Genomic DNA, 18786 nt, shown 5'->3' on the forward strand with positions numbered 1-18786 from the left:
ACCGGTCAGACCACCGCGGCGAGCGACCCCCGGGTACCCGCACCCTCGCCGCCGATCCGCGACCATGCACGCCCGAGCACGTCGACCAGGCGCTCCCGGTCGGTCGGGCCCATCGTGAACGGCACGCGGAGGAACCGTTCGAACCCGCCGTCGGGACCGAACACCCCGCCGGAGGCGAGCACCACCCCCTCGGCCCGCGCCGCGAGCACGAGTGCGCTCGACACCGGCCGCCCGAGTCCGACCCACGTCGTCAACCCGCCGGCCGGTGACGGGACGTCCCACTCGGGCAGCCGCTCGCGCAGGCCGGCCACGAGCTCGTCGCGACCGGCGCGCAGGAAGGTGCGCCGTGCCTCCAGGACGGCCGCCGTCCGCGGGAGGAGCTCACGCGCGACGAGCTGGTCGAGGACCGGCGTGCCGAGGTCGCCCGTCGGACGGGCGAGCAGCAGGCGCTGCAGGAGCTCGGGGGCTGCCCGGACCCAGCCGATGCGCAGGCCGCCCCAGAAGACCTTCGCGGCCGACCCGATCATGACGACCGAGGCGCCCGACGGGTCGGCCACGGCGAGCGGGGGCGCGGGCTCCCCGTCGATGCGGAGCTCACCCATCGTCTCGTCGGCGACGACCGTCGTGCCGGTCGTCGCCGCGACGTCGAGGAGCAGCCGTCGGGTGTCGGCCGTCATGGTCGCCCCCGTCGGGTTGTGGAGTTCGGGCATGACGTACGCGACCGCCGGGGCCGTCCGGCGCAGGGTGGTCTCGAGCGCGGCCGCGTCCCACCCCGCGCGGGCGTCGACGGGCACGCCGACGAGGCGCGCGCCGGCCTCCCGGAAGGCCTCGTGCGCGTGCGGGTACGTCGGCGACTCGACGAGCACGGTGTCGCCGCGGCGGACGAGCACACGGGCGAGCAGCGCGATCGCGTGCTGGGCGCCGATCGTGACGACGACCTGCGAGGGGTCGGTGGGCAGCCCGCGCTCGGTGTAGCGCGCGGCGACGGCGGCGCGCAGCCCGGGGTCGCCGACGGTGTCGTACCCGATGCCGGCGAGTGCGGCGGGCACGTGCCGGACGGCCCGCTCGACGGCCTCGGCGACATCGGGTGCGGCGTGCAGCGCAGCCTTCCGCAGGTCCAGCAGGTCGCCGGGCACGACGCCGCCGAGCCACTCGGGGTCCGGGCGTCCGGCCAGGTCGCGTGGCAGGTGCACGACGCTGCCGGAGCCTCGCAGCGACACGACGAACCCGTCGTCCCGCAGCCGGGCGTACGCGTTGGCGACGGTCGTCCGCGAGACCCCGAGGGCCTCGGCCAGCCCGCGTTCGGCGGGGAGGCGGACGCCGAGCGGCACCCGCCCGTCGATGACGAGCACGCGGACGGCGTCGGACAGCGCCTCGTACGCGGGGGCGTCGGTGCCGTCCCGCCAGTCGGCGAGCAGCAGGGCGGCGGCGCGGGCACTGAGGGAGACCGGGGGCACGGAGCCACGCTAGCGCGATTGGCTCTCGACGGCCATGCCAATCTGGGCCCAGCATCGGGTCATGCCCCGATCCACCGCCCTCGTGCTCCGCTTCGTCCAACTCGCCGTCGGACTCTTCCTCTACGGCGCCTCGACCGCGCTGCAGGTCCGCGCGGTCGTCGGCGTGGGCTCGTGGACGGTGCTCACGCAGGGCCTGGAGAACGTCCTGCCGTGGTCGTTCGGCGTCGTCACGGTCGTGTCGAGCGTCGTCATCCTGCTGCTCTGGATCCCGCTCCGCCAGAAGCCCGGCATCGGCACGCTGTGCAACGTGCTGGCGATCGGACCGTCCGCCGACCTGGTGCTCTGGCTCGTGCCCGAGCCCGACGGCCTGGTCCCCCGCGTCCTGCTGTTCGCCGCGGGGCTCGCGCTGCTCGCGGTCGCGACGGCCTGCTACATCGGCGCCGGGCTCGGTGCCGGCGCACGGGACGGACTGATGGTCGGCGTGCACGAGCGGTTCGGCTGGCCGCTCTGGCTCGCGCGCACCGTCATCGAGGTCACCGTCGTCCTGGTCGGGTGGCTGCTCGGTGGCGACGTCGGGGTCGGCACGGTGGTCGCGGCGTTCGCGATCGGGCCGATGGTGCAGCCGCTCATGCCGCTGTTCCGCCGACTGCCGTGGTCGCCGACACGGACGGACGACGGGACGACCGGCTCCGTCCACGGTTCCGGGACGACCCCTGGTGGCGACGAGACCGCTGCCGCTAGGGTCGCGCCATGCGACTCGGAGTCTCGTCCTACAGCTACGCCCGCTCGCTCCAGCGCGGTGCGCTGACGATCTTCGACGTCGTCGACCGCGTCGCGGCGGCCGGCGGCCAGCACCTCGAGATCGCGGCGGGCGGGTTCGGCGACGACCTCCCCCGGCAGCCCGAGCTCGTCGACCGGCTGCGTGAGCACGCCGCCGCGCGCGGGATCGGGCTCGCGAACCACGTGATCGGTGCGGACTTCTCGGACCCGGCGACCGTCGACGCCGAGGTCGCCCGCGTCCACGAGCACCTCGACGTGGCGCACCGACTCGGCATCACGCACCTGCGCCACGACGTCGTCCCGTGGGCCTGGCGGGACGCCGACCACGCGGAGTTCGAGCGCGTGCTCGCGCAGGTCGTGCCGGTCTGCCGCGCGGTCGCCGAGCACGCCGCGACGCTGGGCATCACGACGATGGTCGAGAACCACGGCTTCGCCTTCAACGACAGCGAGCGCATCCTGCGGCTCGTGCACGAGGTCGACCACCCGGGCTTCCGCGCCCTGCTCGACGTCGGCAACTTCGTGTGCCTCGACGACGACCCGCTCCGCGCGGTGCAGCGGGTGCTGCCGGTCGCGGCGGTCGTGCACCTCAAGGACTTCCTGGTGCGCGAGACCCCGCCCGCGGCGGACGGCTGGCTCACCACGCTGGCCGGTCGCGCGGTGCTCGGCACGGTCGTCGGGCACGGTGACCTGCCGCTCGGCCGGATCGTGGAGCGGATCGTCGCGAGCGGGTTCGACGGACCCGTCTCGATCGAGTTCGAGGGGCTCGAGGACGACGTCGACGCCGTCGAGCGCGGACTCGCGAACGCCCGCCGTCTGTGGGCGGCGGCCGGCGGTTCCTGAGTCGGTCACTCGACGGACGGGAGGCGCGTGGCGGGGCCGCCACGCGCCTCCCGTCCGTCTTCGGTCGGGTCAGACGGACCGCACCCGCACCGTCTCGCCGGTCGCGGCCGACTCCTGCGCCGCCAGCACGATCGCCAGGGTGCGCAGTCCGACGGCCGCATCGGGCTGGGGCTGCTCGCCGGAGCGGACCGCACCGACGAAGGTGTCGAGCAGTGCCGCGTCGAAGTCCGGTCCGTACGGCAGGACGACCGAACGCCCGGTCGCCGCGTCGAGACCCCGCACGCTCGGCCGGAAGAAGTCGACGTCGACCGATCCCTCGGTCCCGACGACGGTGAGCGCGAGCCCACCCCACGTCGGCGAGGTGTCCGGACGGCTCCACGAGCAGTCGATCGCCGCGATCGTACCGTCCGCGTAGGTGATCGTGACCAGGCCCGCGGTCTCGGCCTGCGCGCGCTCGGCGTGCAGCACGCGGTTCGTCACGGCGGTGACGGTCTCGGCCGGCGTACCGTCCAGCAGCTCGTCGAGCAGGTCGGCGATGTGCACCACGTGGTCGACGATCGCGCCGCCACCGGACAGCTCCGGCTCGGTGAACCACGAGCGGGTCAGCGGCAGCATGCCGTTGTTCGCCCCGCGGACCGAGAAGACCTCGCCGAGACGGCCGGACCGCTTCGTCGCGGCGAGCCGGGCGAACGTGCTCGCGAACCGGACCGGGAAGGCGACCATGAGCAGCACACCCGCGGCCTCGGCGGCGGCGCGCATGGCGAGCCCGTCCTCCCACGTCGTGGCCAGGGGCTTCTCGCAGAGCACGTGTGCCCCCGCGGCGGCGGCCTGTTCGACGAGCGCACGGTGCCGGGCGTTCTCGCTCGTGACCACGACGGCGTCGACCCCGCTCGCCAGGAGTTCCTCGACGGTGTCGACGTACGCGACCCCGAGGGCGTCGGCGAGCTCGCGACCGCGCAGGTCGACGAGCTCGGTGCCCGTCGAGGTGCCGTCCGGGTCGGTGCCGACGACCTCGACGTCGAGCATCGCCTGCAGCGCCGACAGGTAGGACAGCGCGTGCGTGTGCGCGAACGACAGGACGCCGATGCGCAGGGCGCTCATGCCGTCGCCCCTTCGTGCGTCCCGGTGGCCCGGACGGGCTCGAGGTCGACGGGCTGCCCCGTCGCGACCGACCGCAGCGCGGCGTTGACGATGCGGACCGCGGTGGCGCCGTCCTCGGCGGAGACGCGGGGCACCGCGCCGCCCCGGAAGGCACCGAGGTACTCGCGGATCTCGAGGAAGTACGGGTCCTCGGCGGGGTCGAGCTCCGGCAGGTCCCCGCCGACCCCCGCCTCGTCGAGGAGCTCGGCGGTGTAGTTCCGCTCCGCTCGGGAGTCGTGCGACAGGCTGCCGAGCGTGCCGGTGGCGGAGAACTCGGTGACGAACGGCAGGTGCGCCGGGCCCCAGATGCCGGCGACGTGGCTGATCGCGCCGGACTCGTGGGTGAGCAGCACGTGCGCCGCCTCGACGGGGTGGTCGACGGTGCCCTTCCGGACGTGCACGGCGCTGACCCGGACGACGTCGCCGGCGATCCACCGGGCGATGTCCAGGTCGTGGATCATCTGGTCCATGATGATGCCGCCCGACAGCTCGGGGTCGGCGAACCAGGCGGACCGGGTCGGGAACGCGCCGGAGCGGACGAAGCGCAGGACGGCCAGTTCGCCGAGCTGCCCGGCCTCGACCGCGGCCTTCAGCCGGACGTACTCCGGGAAGTAGCGGACCACGTGCGCGGGGTAGAGCTGGCGACCGGTCTCGTGCGCCAGCCGGACCAGGTCGTCGGCGTCCGCGTCGGTGCGGGCGAGCGGCTTCTCGCTGATGACGTCCTTGCCGGCGGCGAGCGCGGCGCGCACGACCTCGGCGTGGGCGTACGTGGGGACGACGACGTCCACCACGTCGACACGGGCGAGGAGTTCGTCGAGCGAGTCGACCACCTCGCCGCCGTGTGCTGCGACGAGGTCCTCGGCGCCGACCTCGGAGTAGACGACGACGTCCCCGGTGCGGAGCAGGTTCGGCAGGTGCGCGTGGGCGATCACCCCCGCGCCGACGAGTCCGATCCGGAGTCGCTGAGCGGTCATGGGGTCCTCCTGGTTCGTGGGTGGAGCGGTGTCCGTGGTCATGGGGTGGGGTCCTGTCCGGCGGCGGGGCTCGACCCCGCGGCGGTGCGTGCGAGCAGGCCGGCTCCCGCCAGACCGGCGCCGGAGCCCGCGAGGGACTGCTCGATGCGGGGTGCGGGACGCCACCCGAGCCGGGCGTCCACCGCGGTGCGCAGCGGGGCGAGCAGGCGCTCCCCGGACTCACCGAGTCCCCCGCCGACGACGACCACGGCCGGGTCGAGCACGGCGGACAGGATCGCGATGCCGGCGGCGAGCGCGTCGACCGCGTCGTCCCACACCGCCGCGGCGACCGGGTCGGTGTCGACGGCGGCGACGATCTCGTCGGTCGCCCCGTCGATGGTGCCGCCGCCCTCGCGGTAGCGGCGCCGGATGTTCCGTGCGGAGGCGTACACCTCGACGCAGCCGCGCTGCCCGCACGTGCACTGCTCGCCGCCCGGTCGGACGCAGACGTGCCCGACCTCGCCGGCACCGCCCGCCGCGCCGACCACCAGGCGACCGTCGACCACCAGGCTCGCGGAAACCCCGGTGCCGATCGGGATGAAGACCATCTCGGCGACGTCCCGACCCGCTGCGGTGCGGGCGGCGATCTCGGCGGTCGCGGCGGCGCGGGCATCGTGCGCGACGGCGACGGGGACGCCGTACCGGTCGCGCAGGAGTGCGGCGAGCGGCAGGTCGCGCCAGTCGAGGTTGACGGCGACGAGCACGGTCCCGGTCTCGGCGTCGACGACCCCCGGCGTACAGAGGCCGATGGCGGCGAGCGGGTTGCCCGCGGCTGTGGCGGCCGCGGCGAGGCGGTCGACCACGGCGGTGACGGCGGCGAGCGCGGGGCCACCGACGGCGTCGGCGTGGTCGACCGGCCCGAGGGTGGGCACGACCACGCGGTCGAGGACGACCTCGCCGACCCGCACCATCCCCTTGACGGTCGTCCCGCCGACGTCGACGGCCACGATCGCCCCGGACTGCTCCGGGCTGCCGGGCCGCGCTGCGCTCGTCGCGCGCTGCGCTTCGCTCGTCACGCGCTGCGCCGGGTTCGTCGTGCGCTGCGCCGGGCTCCTCGGGCGACGCGCCGGGCTCGTCATGCGCTGCGCTCCGCCGCCGCTCGGGCGAGCTCGTCGATCCGCGCCGGTGCGAGGACCTCGTCGATCGCGAGCACCGTCGCACCACGGATGCCGGCGTCGCGCGGCGAGGCACTCGCCCGGACGTCGAGGGCGTCCGCCACCATCGGCAGGCACGACCGGTAGAGCTCGCCGCGGATCGTCGCGACCAGCACGGAGGACGCCGACATCGCACCCGCGAGCACGACCTCGCTCGGGTTGCAGAAGTTCACGATGCCGGAGAGCACCCGGCCGATGTGCTCCCCCGCCCGGCGGAGTTCGTCGAGGACGACCGCGTCGCCCTGCGCCGCGAGCGCGAGCACGTCGCTCGTCCCGCTCACCTGCCGTCCGGCCGCGCGCAGCCGGGCGACGATCGCGCCACCGGACGCCACCGACTCGAGGCAGTCCGGCACGCCGCAGGTGCAGCCGATCGCGGCCTCGCCGTCGACGGGCGTGTGGCTGATCTCGCCGGCGGCGCCGCTCACCCCGCGGTGCAGTCGCCCGTCGAGCAGCACACCCGAGCCGATGCGGGTGCCGAGCTTCACCGCGACGAGAGTGCCCGTGCGGTCGGGACCCGGACGCTCGGCCAGGGCGATGAGGTTCGCGTCGTTCTCCACGAGCACCGGGGCGTCGGTGTGCTCGGCGAAGAGCTCGGGCAGCACGGCGCCGTGCCACGACGGCTCGAAGGACGGTGTCGCGATGCTGCCGCCCGGGTACGACACGGGTGCGGGCACGCTGATCGCGGCACCCCGGAAGCGGGTCGTGTCCAGGCCGCTGTCGCGGGCGAGCTCGACGAACCGGTCCCACAGCGCGGCGACCGAGGCGCGCGGCCCCGCGGCGACCGGCACCGTCGCTGCGCCGTGCTCGAGCGCGTCGGTGTCGGCGACGATCCGGCCGGCCAGGTCGGTGAGCACGATGCGCACGTGGTGGGCGCCGAGGTCGGCCGCGGCGACGAAGCCGGCGTCCGCGACGAGTTCGAGGCGGCGAGCGCGTCGACCACCGCGGGACCCCTCGGCGCCGCTCTCGCGCACGAGTCCGAGCGCGGTCAGCGCGTCGACCCGGGCCGAGGCGGTGGAGGGGGCGAGACCGGTGCTCCTGGCGATGCTCGAGCGCGAGGTCGTGTCCGAGACGCGGATCAGTCGGAGGACGTCCCCGACGGACCCCGGACTCCGGTCCATGTCCTGGAAGTGCTGCTCGTGCATGCCGTCACTGTAGCGAGGAAACGGTCGATTGCCGAACGAAGTCGTTGCAGATTCGACTATTTACTTTTGGTGATCGAACGGTAATCTGCTCGAAACAGCCGATTCCTAGCGTTCAACGACGAGCCAAGAGGAGGTCCGCATGACGAGTGCGGTTCAGAACCCGACCAGGGTGCGCGTTCCCGGTCGACGGTCGTCCACCGCGGACGCGAGCCGGATGGAACGACGCGAGGGCAGGGCGGGCTACGTGCTCATCGCCCCGACGACGGTGCTGCTGGCGCTGTTCTACCTGTACCCGCTGGCGCAGACGGTCTACTACTCGTTCACGGACTGGAACCCCGCGTCCGGCGAGACGAACGGCTTCGTGGGCCTGTCGAACTTCACCGGGCTGTTCCAGGACGGCGAGTTCCTGCGGGCCGCCGGCAACACCGCGCTGTACGTGGTGGTCGTGGTGCCGATCACGATGGCGCTCGGGCTGTTCTTCGCGGCACTGCTCGCCCAGCCGTTCCGCGGCCGCGGGGTCTACCGCGCACTGCTCTTCGTGCCGTACATCGCCCCGATCGTCGGCAGCGCGCTGATCTTCAGCTTCATCCTGTCGCCGCTCGGCGGCCTGGTGAACGGTGTCGTGACCGCGCTCGGCGCACCCCCGATCGGCTTCCTGACCTCGGAGCCGTGGGCGCTGGTCTCGGTGATCGTGTTCTCGATCTGGCAGGGCGTCGGCTACACGATGATCATCTACTCGGCCGCGCTCACGAACATCCCGGCCTCCTACATGGAGGCCGCGACGCTCGACGGCGCCGGCCCGATCCGCCGCTTCTTCCGGATCTCGCTCCCCCTGGTCGCGCCGACCACCGGCTTCCTCGCCATCACCGGGGTGATCGGTGCCCTGCAGGTCTTCACGCAGGTCTACGTCCTGACCCAGGGCGGCCCGATCAACTCGAGCGAGACGATCCTCTACTACATCTACAACCAGGGCTTCGTGTTCTTCCACGGCGGCTCGGCCAGTGCCGCCGCCGTCCTCCTGCTCATCGTCGGCATCCTCGTCGCGGTCGTCCAGCTGCGGGTCATCAACCGCCGCGACCCCATCGAGCTGAACTAGGACCGCCACCGTGACCCAGATCGCCTCCCGTGCTCTCCCGTCGGACGCGCGCCGCGCCTCCCGTCCGCACCGCAGCCGCCCGTTCGGCGTGCTGTTCCGCAAGCACTCGCCCGCCGTCCTGCGGCACGTCATCCTGCTCGTCGCGGTCGTGCTGTTCTTCGGCCCGTTCCTCTGGATGCTGCTGACGAGCTTCAAGTCCTCGGAGGAGGCGCTCGCCTTCCCGCCGACCTTCCTGCCGCGCCAGTGGGAGCTGTCGAACTACACCGACATCTTCACCGTCGCCCCCTTCGGGCTGTACTTCTTCAACTCCACCGTCGTGGCCATCGCGACCACGGCCGGGCAGATCGTGACGAGCCTCGCCGCGGGCTTCGCGTTCTCGCGGCTGAAGTTCCCGGGCAAGAACATCGTGTTCGTCGTCCTGCTCGCGGCGCTCCTCGTGCCGTTCGAGGTCGTGTTCACGCCGCTCATCACCCTGCTGTCGTCGCTGCACTGGCTGAACAGCTACCAGGGCCTCATCGTCCCGAACATCCCGTCGATCCTCGGCACCTTCCTGTTCCGGCAGTTCTTCACCTCGTTCCCGAGCGAGATCGAGGACGCCAGCCGGGTCGACGGTGCCGGGGTGTGGCGGCGGATGTGGTCCGTCGTGACGCCGATGGCGACCCCGATGATCGGGTCCTTCGCGGTCCTGTCGTTCGTCTACAACTGGAACAACTTCTTCTTCCAGTTCCTCGTGGCGTCGCGCACCGAGTTCTTCACGGTCTCCGTCGGCCTCACGCAGCTGCAGTCCGCGAACGCGAGCCAGAGCTTCAACCTGCTGATGGCCGGCTCGACGCTGGCGATCCTGCCGGTCTTCATCGTCTTCATCATCTTCCAGAAGCAGATCGTGTCGGCCATGGCCGGCGGACTCCGCTGATCCCGTTCCACCCTTCCCGCACCACCCCTCGCTCCACTCCTCCTCATCACCCTTCGCTCCACCCGAAGTCCGAGAAAGGACGACTCATGCGCAAGCGACTGCTCGGTGCCACGGCCCTCGCCGTGGGCGCCGCACTGGCCCTGTCCGGGTGTTCCGGCGGCTCCGTCACCGGCAACTCCGGCGGCAGCGGCGGCAAGACCACGATCACGGTCTGGCACAACTACACGGGGCCCCAGGCCACCGAGGTGAAGAAGCTCATCGACGAGTACAACTCCTCGCAGGACGAGATCGACGTCCAGCCGCAGTACGCAGCCTCGTCCGACCAGTTCGACGCGAAGCTCATCAACGCGCTGAAGAACGACACCGGCCCCGACATGGTGCTCGGCGACAGCACGCCGCAGCAGACCGGTGAGGTCATCCAGACCGGCAAGGTCCTGCCGCTCGAGGACTACCTGTCCAGCGGTGACGTCACGAAGGACAGCTTCACCGAGGGCATGCTCTCGACCGGCGAGTTCGACGGCAAGCAGTACACGCTGCCGACCGACATCGGCGACTACGCCGTCGTCTACAACAAGGAGATGTTCAAGGAGGCCGGGATCACCGACACCCCGAAGACGTGGGCGGAGTTCCAGGACGACGCGAAGAAGCTCACGAAGGGCACGACCCAGTACGGCGCCTACCTGCCGATCGGCACCGGTGAGTGGCCGGTCTTCACCTGGCAGTCGATGCTCTGGGGCGCCGGCGGCGAGTTCCTCAACGAGGACAACACGAAGGTCGAGTTCAACAGCGACGCGGGCGTGAAGGCGCTCACGGCGTGGACGGACATGCTGCAGGACGGCTCGGCCTACCCACAGTCGCTCCTGACCACCTCGACGAACGGCGCCGTCCCCGCGCTCACGTCGAAGAAGGCCGCGATGGCGATCACCGGCGCGTACGACCTGTCGACCATCGACAGCACGCTCGGCAAGGACAACGTCGGCGTCTTCGCGCTGCCCGGCATCGAGCAGCCCGCGATGAACCTCGGCACGAACAACTCGTACATCATCAAGACGACCTCGGCGAAGCAGGACGCCTCGTGGAAGTTCCTGCAGTGGTGGCTCAGCCCGGACACCCAGGCGAAGTGGGACATCGCGACCGGCCTGCTCCCCGCGAACCAGGCCACGGCGGACAACGCCACGTGGAAGAAGTACCTGGAGGAGAACCCCCGTCTGAAGGCCTTCGCCGACGAGCTCGAGTACGCCAAGGCCCGCCCGTCGATCACCGCGTACGGCGAGGTGAGCGCCGCCCTGTCGACGCAGCTGCAGTCCGCGATGCTGCTGAAGACCAGCCCGAAGGAGGCCCTCGACGCAGCGGCGGAGAAGGCCCAGGCAGCACTGGACGACGCCGCGAAGTAGGCCCTGGCCACAGGACGGCCCCGCTCCCGACCGGGAGCGGGGCCGTTCCGCGTCCCGACCCGGTGGCGACCGGCCGTTCCGCGCCTTGACCCGGTGACAACTCGCGGAACGCGATGTATCGTGACTTCCACACGCGATACAACGCGAGTTCGAGGAGGCAACATGGCCCAGGAGAAGTGGCTCGTCGAGGAGCCCAAGGTGATCGACACCGGCATCGTCCGCGCCCTGCGCGTCGGACTCGCCGGCGGACAGGTCGACGTCGTCGCCCACGACGAACCGACCGCCCGGGTCGAGGTGCACGGCGTGTCCGGCAAGCCGCTCAAGATCGAACTGGACGGCGACACGCTCACCATCGACCACCCGCAGATCCGGTGGGACGACCCGCTCGGGTTCCTGAAGTCGTTCCGCGGCCGCGCCACAGCCGACGTCAGCGTGCTCGTCCCCCGCGACGCCCGCGTCACGATCGGCGTGGTCTCGGCCGGCGTCCTGCTCTCCGGCACGAACCGCGGGGCGTCGCTGAACACCGTCTCGGGCGACGTCGTCGTCGACGGGCTCGCGGGCGACCTCGCCGTGCACGCCGTCTCCGGGTCGACCACGGTCCGCGACCTCGACGGCGCGCTGACCCTCCGCACCGTGTCCGGCGACGTCGTCGCGACGGGAGCGATCCCCCGCTTCACGGCCGACGGGGTGAACGCCGACGTGGTGCTCGACCTGCAGGGCACCCCCGACGCCGCCCGCATCAACACGGTGTCCGGCTCGGTGAGCATCCGGCTCGAGGACGGCGTCCCCTACCGCTGCACCGTCAGCACGGCGTCCGGCAAGCTGCAGTTCGACGACTCCGAGATCCGCGGGGTGCGCGGCTCGTACGTCAAGCAGGGCGGGGAGCTGTCCGGGCAGTGGCTCGACCTGAAGGTCAACTCGGTCTCCGGCGACATCGCGGTCCTGCACGCGCCGCCCGTGTCCGCGACGGACGGAGCGACCGCGCCGACCGGCCCGACCAACAACGACGACGAGACGGTGGTGCCCGAATGAGCCCCGTGTTCGCGCACGGCCACCTGCGCCTGTCGCTGCTCGCCATGCTCGCCGACCGTCCGATGCACGGCTACGAGCTCATCCAGGCCCTCGGCGAGCGCTTCGGCGGCGCGTACGTCCCGAGCGCCGGCACCGTGTACCCGCGGCTCGCCAAGCTCGAGTCCGAGGGGCTCGTCACGAAGACCGTCGACGGCCGCAAGACCGTCTACGCCGTCACCGACGCCGGTCGCGCCGAGCTCGACGCCCGCGCCGAGGAGCTCGCGGCGGTCGAGTCCGGGGTCGCCGACTCCGTGCGGTCCCTGGCCGACGGCGTCCGCGCCTCGGTCGGCGAGGCCATGCGCTCCCTCCGCGCGGACCTCGCCGCGAGCGCGCAGGCCCCGCGCGGGCAGACCGCCGACGAGCCGGTCGACGTCCCGACGGAGGGCTCCCGCGCCCTGCGCGAGGTGGAGATGGCGATCGCGGCGTTCCGCCAGCAGGTCCGGGCGGACCTGCGTCGCCGGGCGACGCGCGGGACCCTCACCGAGGACACCGTGACGCGCCTGCGGGACGGTCTGGAGGCCCTGCGCCGCTCCGTCTGACGGCCGCCGGCGGACGGGTGGTGGCGATCCGCGCCTCCCGTCCGCTGCTCCGTCCGCTGCACCGTCGGCGCACGCCCGTCGCGCGGGCGGTACCGCCTGTCCGTTCCCACAGTGTTGACTCGGGCGCGCAACTGAGTAGGTTTGCCGCTCGTGACGAACGAGATCCGGTCGCTGAAGGCGCGACTGATCGGGGATCCCCTGCCCTCCGAGAAGCTCGAGGGACAGCTCCTCCCGAAGCACCTGGCGCTGCCGATCTTCGCGAGCGACCCACTGTCGAGCGTGGCGTACGCGCCACAGGAGCTCCTCATGATCCTGCTGCTCGGCGGGATGGCGTTCCTGACCTTCGCGCCGTGGGTGGCCGCCGTGGTCGTGCTGCTGCTCGTCGTCGTGGTCGCGTCCTACCGGCAGCTCGTCAAGGCGTACCCGTCCGGCGGCGGCGACTACGAGGTCGCCCACCGGAACCTCGGCGAGAAGGCCGGTCTCGTCGTGGCGAGCGCCCTGCTCGTCGACTACGTGATGACCGTCGCCGTGTCGGTGGCCTCCGGCGTGGACAACATCATCTCGGCGCTGCCCGGCCTCGACCCGTTCCGCATCGAGATCGCGGTCGCCTTCGTGGTGCTGCTCGCCGCGGTGAACCTGCGCGGCGTCCGTGAGTCGAGCAAGGCGTTCGCGGTACCGACCTACCTGTTCGTCGGCTCGGTGTTCGTCATGGTCGTCACCGGCCTGGTCCGCACCGCGGTCGGGAACGCCCCCGTCGCCGAGTCCGCCGCGTACACGATCGACAACGTCGAGCACACGACCCAGGCGGCCTTCGTGCTGCTGCTCCTCCGCGCGTTCGCGTCCGGCTGCTCCGCCCTGACAGGCGTCGAGGCGATCGCGAACGGCGTGCAGGCCTTCCGGCGGCCCAAGATCCGGAACGCCCAGACGACGCTGGTGCTCATGGGCTCGATCGCGATCGTGCTGTTCGTCGGACTCATCACGCTCGCACTCGTCTCCCGCGTGCACTACGCCGAACACGCCTGCGACCTGCAGGGCTTCACCGCGTGCGCGACCACACCGCAGCGCTCGCTCATCGCGCAGATCGCCGCCGCGACGTTCGGTGACGGCAGCATCCTGTTCTTCGTCGTGCAGGCGACGACGGCCGCCGTGCTGCTCCTCGCGGCGAACACCGCCTTCAACGGCTTCCCGCTGCTCGGCTCGATCCTGGCGCGGGACTCCTACGCGCCGAAGGCCCTGTCGACCCGCGGCGACCGGCTCATCTACTCGAACGGCGTCATCGTGCTCGCGCTCGTCGCGGTCGCGCTGCTCGTGGTCTACCGGGCGAACGTCACGAGCCTCATCCAGCTGTACATCATCGGCGTGTTCGTGTCGTTCACGCTCGGGCAGAGCGGCATGGTCCGGCATTGGTCGCGGCTGCTCCGCGCGGACCGCGACGGCACCGCCGACGGGCCCGTCGACCGGGGCCAGGTCTGGCGTTCGCTGACCATCAACTCGATCGGCGCGACCTTCACCTTCGTCGTGCTCGTCATCGTCACCATCACGAAGTTCACGCACGGCGCCTGGCTCGTGTTCGTGATCATGCCGGTGCTCTTCGTCCTCATGCTCGGCGTGAACCGGTACTACCGCGACGTCTCGCACGAGATCGAGGCCGACGTCGACACGCAGTTCGGCGCGACCGGCGACCACGCGATCGTCCTCGTCAACACGCTGCAGAAGCCGGTGCTCAAGGCGATCGACTACGCCATCGCCGCGCAGCACGCCGGACTCGAGGCCGTGCACGTCGCGATCGACGACGCCGAGGCCCGACGACTGCAGCAGCAGTGGGCCGAGCACGGCATCGAGGTCCCGCTCACCGTCGTGCCGAGTCCCTACCGCGACATCTCGATGCCGCTCATCCGCTACATCAAGGCGCACCGGGCCGAGCACGGGTCCGAGGTCGTCACCGTCTACACGCCGGTGTTCGTCGTCGGGCACTGGTGGGAGACGCTGCTGCACAACCACCGCGGCCGCCGCATCCGCAAGAAGCTGCTGCTCGTGCACGGGGTGACCGTGGCCCTGGTGCCGTGGCTGCTCGACTCGTCCGAACTGCTGTACGGCCGGCGCTCCAGGCCGCTGCCGGGCCAGGAGCGCCGCGGCGAACCGATCCGTCCGGCGCTCCGCCGCTCGCCGGAGGGCGTGTTCCACCACGAGGCGCAGGAGGACCGGGTGCTCCGTTCGGTGCAGCGGAACAGCCTGCAGCCCGTGCTGCGCGACGGCGCCCGGGCACGGCGCGCGATGCGACCAGCCGGGCCCGCCGAGGGCGTCGACCAGACCGAGTGCACGGGCGAGATGCGCCTCCTCGTCCCCGCACCTGCACGCCGTGACGGCGGCCGGTCGTAGCATCGTCGGCGACATGACGATCTCCGACCTGCGCACCTTCGCGACCTTCGACGGCCACGGCGGCAAGGTCTCGAAGCGCGTCGAGGTGCTCGACCACGAACCACCGGCGGCCGGCCCGTACGCCGGACTCGTCGCCGTACGGGGGGAGCACCCGCTCGGCGCCCTCGACGAACGACCCGCCGACGACGGTGCCGACCTCGCCCGCGGGGTCGCCAGCATCGGCTGGGTGGACCCCGCCACGCTCCGCGACTGGTACCGGCCCGACCGCGTCGTGGTCACCCGGCTCGAGGCACGCCGGTCCGGGCTCGAGCCCGGCCTGTACGCCGACTCGCGGGGCCGCGGTCGCGTCCGGATCGACGGTCTGGAGGCGCGGCTCGCCCCCGACGGTCGGCCCGCCTTCCGCGCGCTGGCCGGCCCGGTCGACGCCCCGGTCGTCGACGTCCCCCTGCCCACCGACCAGGCGGTCCGGCTGGTCGCGGTGCGCGCGGTCGAGGACGGACTCGAGGTCGTGACCACGCCGGTGTCGCCGTTCCTCTCCCCCGGCCTGCACGCCGCGTACGACGCGGACGTGGTCGGGCTCCCGCCGCGCGCGTCCACCGGGCGGGTGTCGGTGCGGGCGGCGGTGCTGCTCGACGGGTCGCTGCACGAGGTGGTCCGGATCGACGAGCAGGCGGCGACGATCTGGATCCGGCAGGGCGACGCCGAGGTGCCGATCGCGACGAGCGGCGTCGGGCCGGACCTGGTGCGGTACACGGCGACGCCCGCCTGAGCGTCCACGGCTGCCTCGGAGGGGTGCTGCCTCGGCAGGGCGTACTCGCAGCGGGGCGTCCTCTCTGCGGGGCGTCGCGTCGGCGGGGCGCCCGCCGCGGGGCGTCGTCCCGGCGGGGCGTCGTCCCGGTTGCTCGGCCCGGGTCCTCCGGGGGACGCCGTCGCTGCGTGTCGTGTCCGCCGTCGCGCGTAGGTTCGGCGCCATGACCGACGCAGCAGACCAGACCCCCGACGAGTCGCACCAGGGCGAGACCCTGGGCGGCGAGCGTCCCGACCCCTCGACGACCGCGAGCAAGGACCCCGAGCAGTGGGTGACCGGCGACGAGCCGATGACGGGTCCGCAGCGCAGCTACCTCGACACCCTCGCGCGTGAGGCCGGCGAGGAGCTGCCCGCAGACCTCACCAAGGCCGAGGCGTCCGAGCACATCGACCGCCTGCAGCAGCAGACCGGGCGCGGCGCGGACTCCTGACCCGCCGCCTCCCGCTCGCCCGACGCCGGTCCGCACTGCTGCGGACCGGCGTCGGTCGTTCCTGAGCACCGGTCCCCGCTTCGGTGGACCGTCGTCTGGACGACCCCTGGTGGAGTCCGGTCAATCCACCGAGGCCGCCAGGTCGATGACACGTCACCGCCTACCGTCGGCGTCATGCGAACGACATCGACCTCCATCGGCCTGACCGCGCTCCGCATCGTCCTCGGCGTGGTGTTCATCGCCCACGGCGCCCAGAAGTTCGCCCAGGGCATCCCCGGGGTCGCCCAGGGCTTCGCCGGGATGGGCGTCCCGCTCGCCGAGGTCGCCGCCCCCGTCGTGGCCGGACTCGAACTCGTCGGCGGTGTCCTGCTCGTGCTCGGTGTCGCCACGCGCGTCGCCAGCCTGCTGCTCGCCGTCGACATGGTCGTCGCGGGCCTGCTCGCCCACGCCACGGCGGGATTCTTCGCCCAGGACGGCGGCTTCGAGTACGTACTGGTGCTCGCCGTCGCGTCCCTCGCCGTCGCCTTCACCGGGCCCGGGCGGTTCTCGGTCGACGCCCTCGTGCTCCGGTCCGCACGCCGGAAGCGCGGCGTCCGCGAACCACTCCCGGCCTGAGTCCTGATCAGGTCTTCGGCCGACCCGCGGGTGACGCCGACGGGCAGGTGGGGAACGGGGTACATGGTAGAGTGATCGGCAGATTTCAAACCACGAACCGTTCGGTTCCCCGGGTGGCAACCACGCACCCGCCAGGACCGGACCAGAGCCGATCACGAGGGGGTCACGCATGGGGCGCGGCCGTCAGAAGGCAAAGCACACCAAGGTCGCCCGGGAGCTGAAGTACTTCAGTCCGGACACGAACTACGGTGCGCTCGAACGCGAGCTCTCCGCCGGGCAACACTCGGACGAAGACTCCTACGTCGACCGCTGGGCTGACCAGTACGGTGAGGAACCGGGCGACGACGAGGACGAGTTCGAGCCCCAGCAGGACCAGAACAAGTCCGCCTGACCTGGACCGTCGACGCCGCGCACCCCTCGGGGCCGCGCGGCGTCGTCGTGTGCGCGGGCGCCCGGACGTGGGTACGTCCAGCTCCCGCCACCCTGCGCTTCTGGTCGCACGACTTGCCGCTCAACTCCGAAGTGAGCGGCAGTTCGTGCGACCCGAACGACCGCACGCGGCAAGTCGTGCGACCCGAACGCTCACGCCGCCGACGGAGGGCGAGGTCGGCGGCCCGCCCGGATCCGCTCGACCCAGCAGCCCCCTCGGACGCGGCCGAGGCTCCTGGTTGCAAGACTTGCCGCTCAGTTCCGAAGTGAGCGGCACGTCGTGCGACCGGGACGACGGCGCGCGGCACGTCGTGCGACCGGAAGGGTCACGCCGCCGGCACCGCGATGGTTCGTGCGACCGGAACGACGGCGCGCGGCACGTCGTGCGACCGGAAGGGTCACGCGGCGGCGGCAGCCCTCAGCCGGCGTAGGAACCGACGAGCCGCACGGCCCCGCCGTCGACGCCCTTGGCACCCTGCTCGAACCCCGCCAGCTCCCGCACCGAGGTCGACACCGTGCCGACCGTCCACGCGGGCAGCCCCGCGGCACGCAGGTCCTCGAGCACCGCCGACGCCGAGGCCGCATCGACCACCGCGAACATCCCGATGCCGAGGTTCCACGTGCCCTCGGTGTCCTCGACCGGCGTCCCCGCCATGTCCGCGAGCACCCGGAACACCGCCGGGGGCGTCCAGGTCGAGCGGTCGACCTCGACCCAGGTGCCGACGGGCAGCACCCGCGCCAGGTTCGCGGCGATGCCACCGCCGGTCACGTGGGACAGCGAGTGGACGGCACCGGGTCGGGCGTCGAGCAGGTCGAGCAGCGGCGCGGTGTAGAGCCGGGTGGGCTCGAGCAGCGCCTCGCCCACGGAGACCCCGGCGCCGAACTCCGGCAGCTGGTCGGTGTAGCCGACGCCCTTGCCGGACAGGATGTGCCGGACGAGCGAGTACCCGTTCGAGTGCAGACCGGAGGACTCGATCGCCACGACGACGTCCCCGTCCTGCACCAGGTGGGCACCGAGCTGCCGGTCGGCCTCGACGACACCGGTCGCAGCGCCGGCCACGTCGTAGTCGTCCGGCCCGAGCAGCCCCGGGTGCTCCGCGGTCTCGCCGCCGACGAGCGCGGTGCCCGTCGCCGAGCAGCCACGGGCGATCCCGGCGACGATGTCGGCGATGCGGTTCGGCACGACGCGACCGCAGGCGATGTAGTCCGTCATGAAGAGCGGCTTCGCGCCGACCACGACGATGTCGTCGACGACCATGCCGACGAGGTCCTGGCCGATGGTGTCGTGCTTGTCGATCGCCTGCGCGATGGCGACCTTGGTGCCGACGCCGTCGGTCGAGGTCGCGAGCAGCGGGCGGTCGTAGTCCTTCAGGAACGAGACGTCGTAGAGCCCGGCGAAGCCCCCGACACCACCGAGCACCGAGGCGTTGTGCGTCGCCGAGACGGCGGACTTCATGAGCTCGACGGCCAGGTCACCGGCGGCGGTGTCGACGCCGGCGGCAGCGTACGGGTTCGGCATGCGTGGTCCTCCGCGGAGCATGGCAGACTTGTTCGGTACCACCCGATCCTACGGTCTGGAGCACTCC

Annotated in this window: 18 protein-coding genes; 12 read left to right on the top strand and 6 right to left on the bottom strand. The window is 72.3% G+C overall.

Features of this window, described 5'->3' with window-relative positions; translation table 11 throughout:
* Positions 1–5 precede the first annotated feature (5 nt).
* Positions 6–1457 (bottom strand): MocR-like transcription factor YczR, encoded by a 1452-nt coding sequence (gene yczR, locus QUG98_RS02805; protein WP_289469106.1) that lies wholly within the window; start codon positions 1455–1457, stop codon positions 6–8.
* Positions 1458–1518: 61 nt separating this feature from the next.
* Between yczR and yczE the strand changes: the two genes are divergently transcribed.
* Both yczE and QUG98_RS02815 read left to right on the top strand, forming a co-directional pair.
* Positions 1519–2265, top strand: a complete 747-nt coding sequence (gene yczE, locus QUG98_RS02810) for a membrane protein YczE (protein WP_289469107.1) — start codon at positions 1519–1521, stop codon at positions 2263–2265.
* Complete coding sequence (locus QUG98_RS02815) at positions 2208–3077, top strand: sugar phosphate isomerase/epimerase family protein (RefSeq protein WP_289469108.1); 870 nt, start codon at positions 2208–2210, stop codon at positions 3075–3077. The genes yczE and QUG98_RS02815 overlap by 58 nt, the downstream gene beginning before the upstream one ends.
* Positions 3078–3146: 69 nt before the next feature.
* On the opposite strand, the gene QUG98_RS02820 is transcribed toward QUG98_RS02815, so the two are convergent.
* Genes QUG98_RS02820 through QUG98_RS02835 form a run of 4 tightly spaced genes read right to left on the bottom strand, consistent with a single transcriptional unit; the run spans position 3147 to position 7526 of the window.
* A complete protein-coding gene (locus QUG98_RS02820; RefSeq protein ID WP_289469109.1) occupies positions 3147–4178 on the bottom strand; it encodes a Gfo/Idh/MocA family protein in 1032 nt (343 codons plus the stop codon).
* Positions 4175–5191, bottom strand: a complete 1017-nt coding sequence (locus tag QUG98_RS02825; protein WP_289469110.1) for a Gfo/Idh/MocA family protein — start codon at positions 5189–5191, stop codon at positions 4175–4177. The genes QUG98_RS02820 and QUG98_RS02825 overlap by 4 nt, the downstream gene beginning before the upstream one ends.
* Before the next feature lie 38 nt (positions 5192–5229).
* Complete coding sequence (locus QUG98_RS02830; RefSeq protein WP_289469111.1) at positions 5230–6309, bottom strand: ROK family protein; 1080 nt, start codon at positions 6307–6309, stop codon at positions 5230–5232.
* Positions 6306–7526 (bottom strand): ROK family transcriptional regulator, encoded by a 1221-nt coding sequence (locus tag QUG98_RS02835; RefSeq protein WP_082687703.1) that lies wholly within the window; start codon positions 7524–7526, stop codon positions 6306–6308. Before QUG98_RS02835 ends, QUG98_RS02830 begins: the two co-directional genes overlap by 4 nt.
* Before the next feature lie 139 nt (positions 7527–7665).
* Between QUG98_RS02835 and QUG98_RS02840 the strand changes: the two genes are divergently transcribed.
* From QUG98_RS02840 to QUG98_RS02885, 10 genes are all read left to right on the top strand, one after another.
* Complete coding sequence (locus QUG98_RS02840; protein ID WP_082688224.1) at positions 7666–8622, top strand: carbohydrate ABC transporter permease; 957 nt, start codon at positions 7666–7668, stop codon at positions 8620–8622.
* 10 nt (positions 8623–8632) lie between these two features.
* The gene (locus QUG98_RS02845; RefSeq protein WP_289469112.1) at positions 8633–9535 is read left to right on the top strand and encodes a carbohydrate ABC transporter permease; all 903 of its coding nucleotides are present in this window, start codon (positions 8633–8635) and stop codon (positions 9533–9535) included.
* 86 nt (positions 9536–9621) lie between these two features.
* Positions 9622–10929 (top strand): ABC transporter substrate-binding protein, encoded by a 1308-nt coding sequence (locus QUG98_RS02850; RefSeq protein ID WP_289469113.1) that lies wholly within the window; start codon positions 9622–9624, stop codon positions 10927–10929.
* Positions 10930–11091: 162 nt separating this feature from the next.
* The gene (locus QUG98_RS02855) at positions 11092–11961 is read left to right on the top strand and encodes a DUF4097 family beta strand repeat-containing protein (RefSeq protein ID WP_289469114.1); all 870 of its coding nucleotides are present in this window, start codon (positions 11092–11094) and stop codon (positions 11959–11961) included.
* On the top strand, positions 11958–12539 hold the full coding sequence (locus tag QUG98_RS02860) for a PadR family transcriptional regulator (protein WP_289469115.1): 582 nt from the start codon (positions 11958–11960) through the stop codon (positions 12537–12539). The genes QUG98_RS02855 and QUG98_RS02860 overlap by 4 nt, the downstream gene beginning before the upstream one ends.
* A gap of 141 nt (positions 12540–12680) precedes the next feature.
* Complete coding sequence (locus QUG98_RS02865) at positions 12681–14918, top strand: APC family permease (RefSeq protein ID WP_289469116.1); 2238 nt, start codon at positions 12681–12683, stop codon at positions 14916–14918.
* Positions 14919–14931: 13 nt separating this feature from the next.
* Entirely contained in the window at positions 14932–15687 is a 756-nt protein-coding gene (locus tag QUG98_RS02870; RefSeq protein ID WP_289469117.1) for a hypothetical protein, read from the top strand.
* Between the two features lie 202 nt (positions 15688–15889).
* Positions 15890–16156 carry a DUF3072 domain-containing protein gene (locus QUG98_RS02875; RefSeq protein ID WP_058727430.1) on the top strand — a complete coding sequence of 89 codons (267 nt, stop codon included), beginning with the start codon at positions 15890–15892 and terminating at the stop codon, positions 16154–16156.
* A 174-nt stretch (positions 16157–16330) separates the two neighbouring features.
* Positions 16331–16771 (top strand): DoxX family protein, encoded by a 441-nt coding sequence (locus tag QUG98_RS02880; RefSeq protein WP_289469118.1) that lies wholly within the window; start codon positions 16331–16333, stop codon positions 16769–16771.
* Positions 16772–16940: 169 nt separating this feature from the next.
* Positions 16941–17162 carry a DUF3073 domain-containing protein gene (locus QUG98_RS02885; RefSeq protein ID WP_058727428.1) on the top strand — a complete coding sequence of 74 codons (222 nt, stop codon included), beginning with the start codon at positions 16941–16943 and terminating at the stop codon, positions 17160–17162.
* Between the two features lie 456 nt (positions 17163–17618).
* Here QUG98_RS02885 and purM read toward each other — a convergent pair whose 3' ends face one another.
* Positions 17619–18719 carry a phosphoribosylformylglycinamidine cyclo-ligase gene (gene purM / locus QUG98_RS02890; protein ID WP_289469119.1) on the bottom strand — a complete coding sequence of 367 codons (1101 nt, stop codon included), beginning with the start codon at positions 18717–18719 and terminating at the stop codon, positions 17619–17621.
* Between the last annotated feature and the right edge of the window lie 67 nt (positions 18720–18786).

The organism is Curtobacterium subtropicum (genome assembly GCF_030362975.1).
GTDB classification, from domain to species: Bacteria; Actinomycetota; Actinomycetes; order Actinomycetales; family Microbacteriaceae; genus Curtobacterium; species Curtobacterium subtropicum.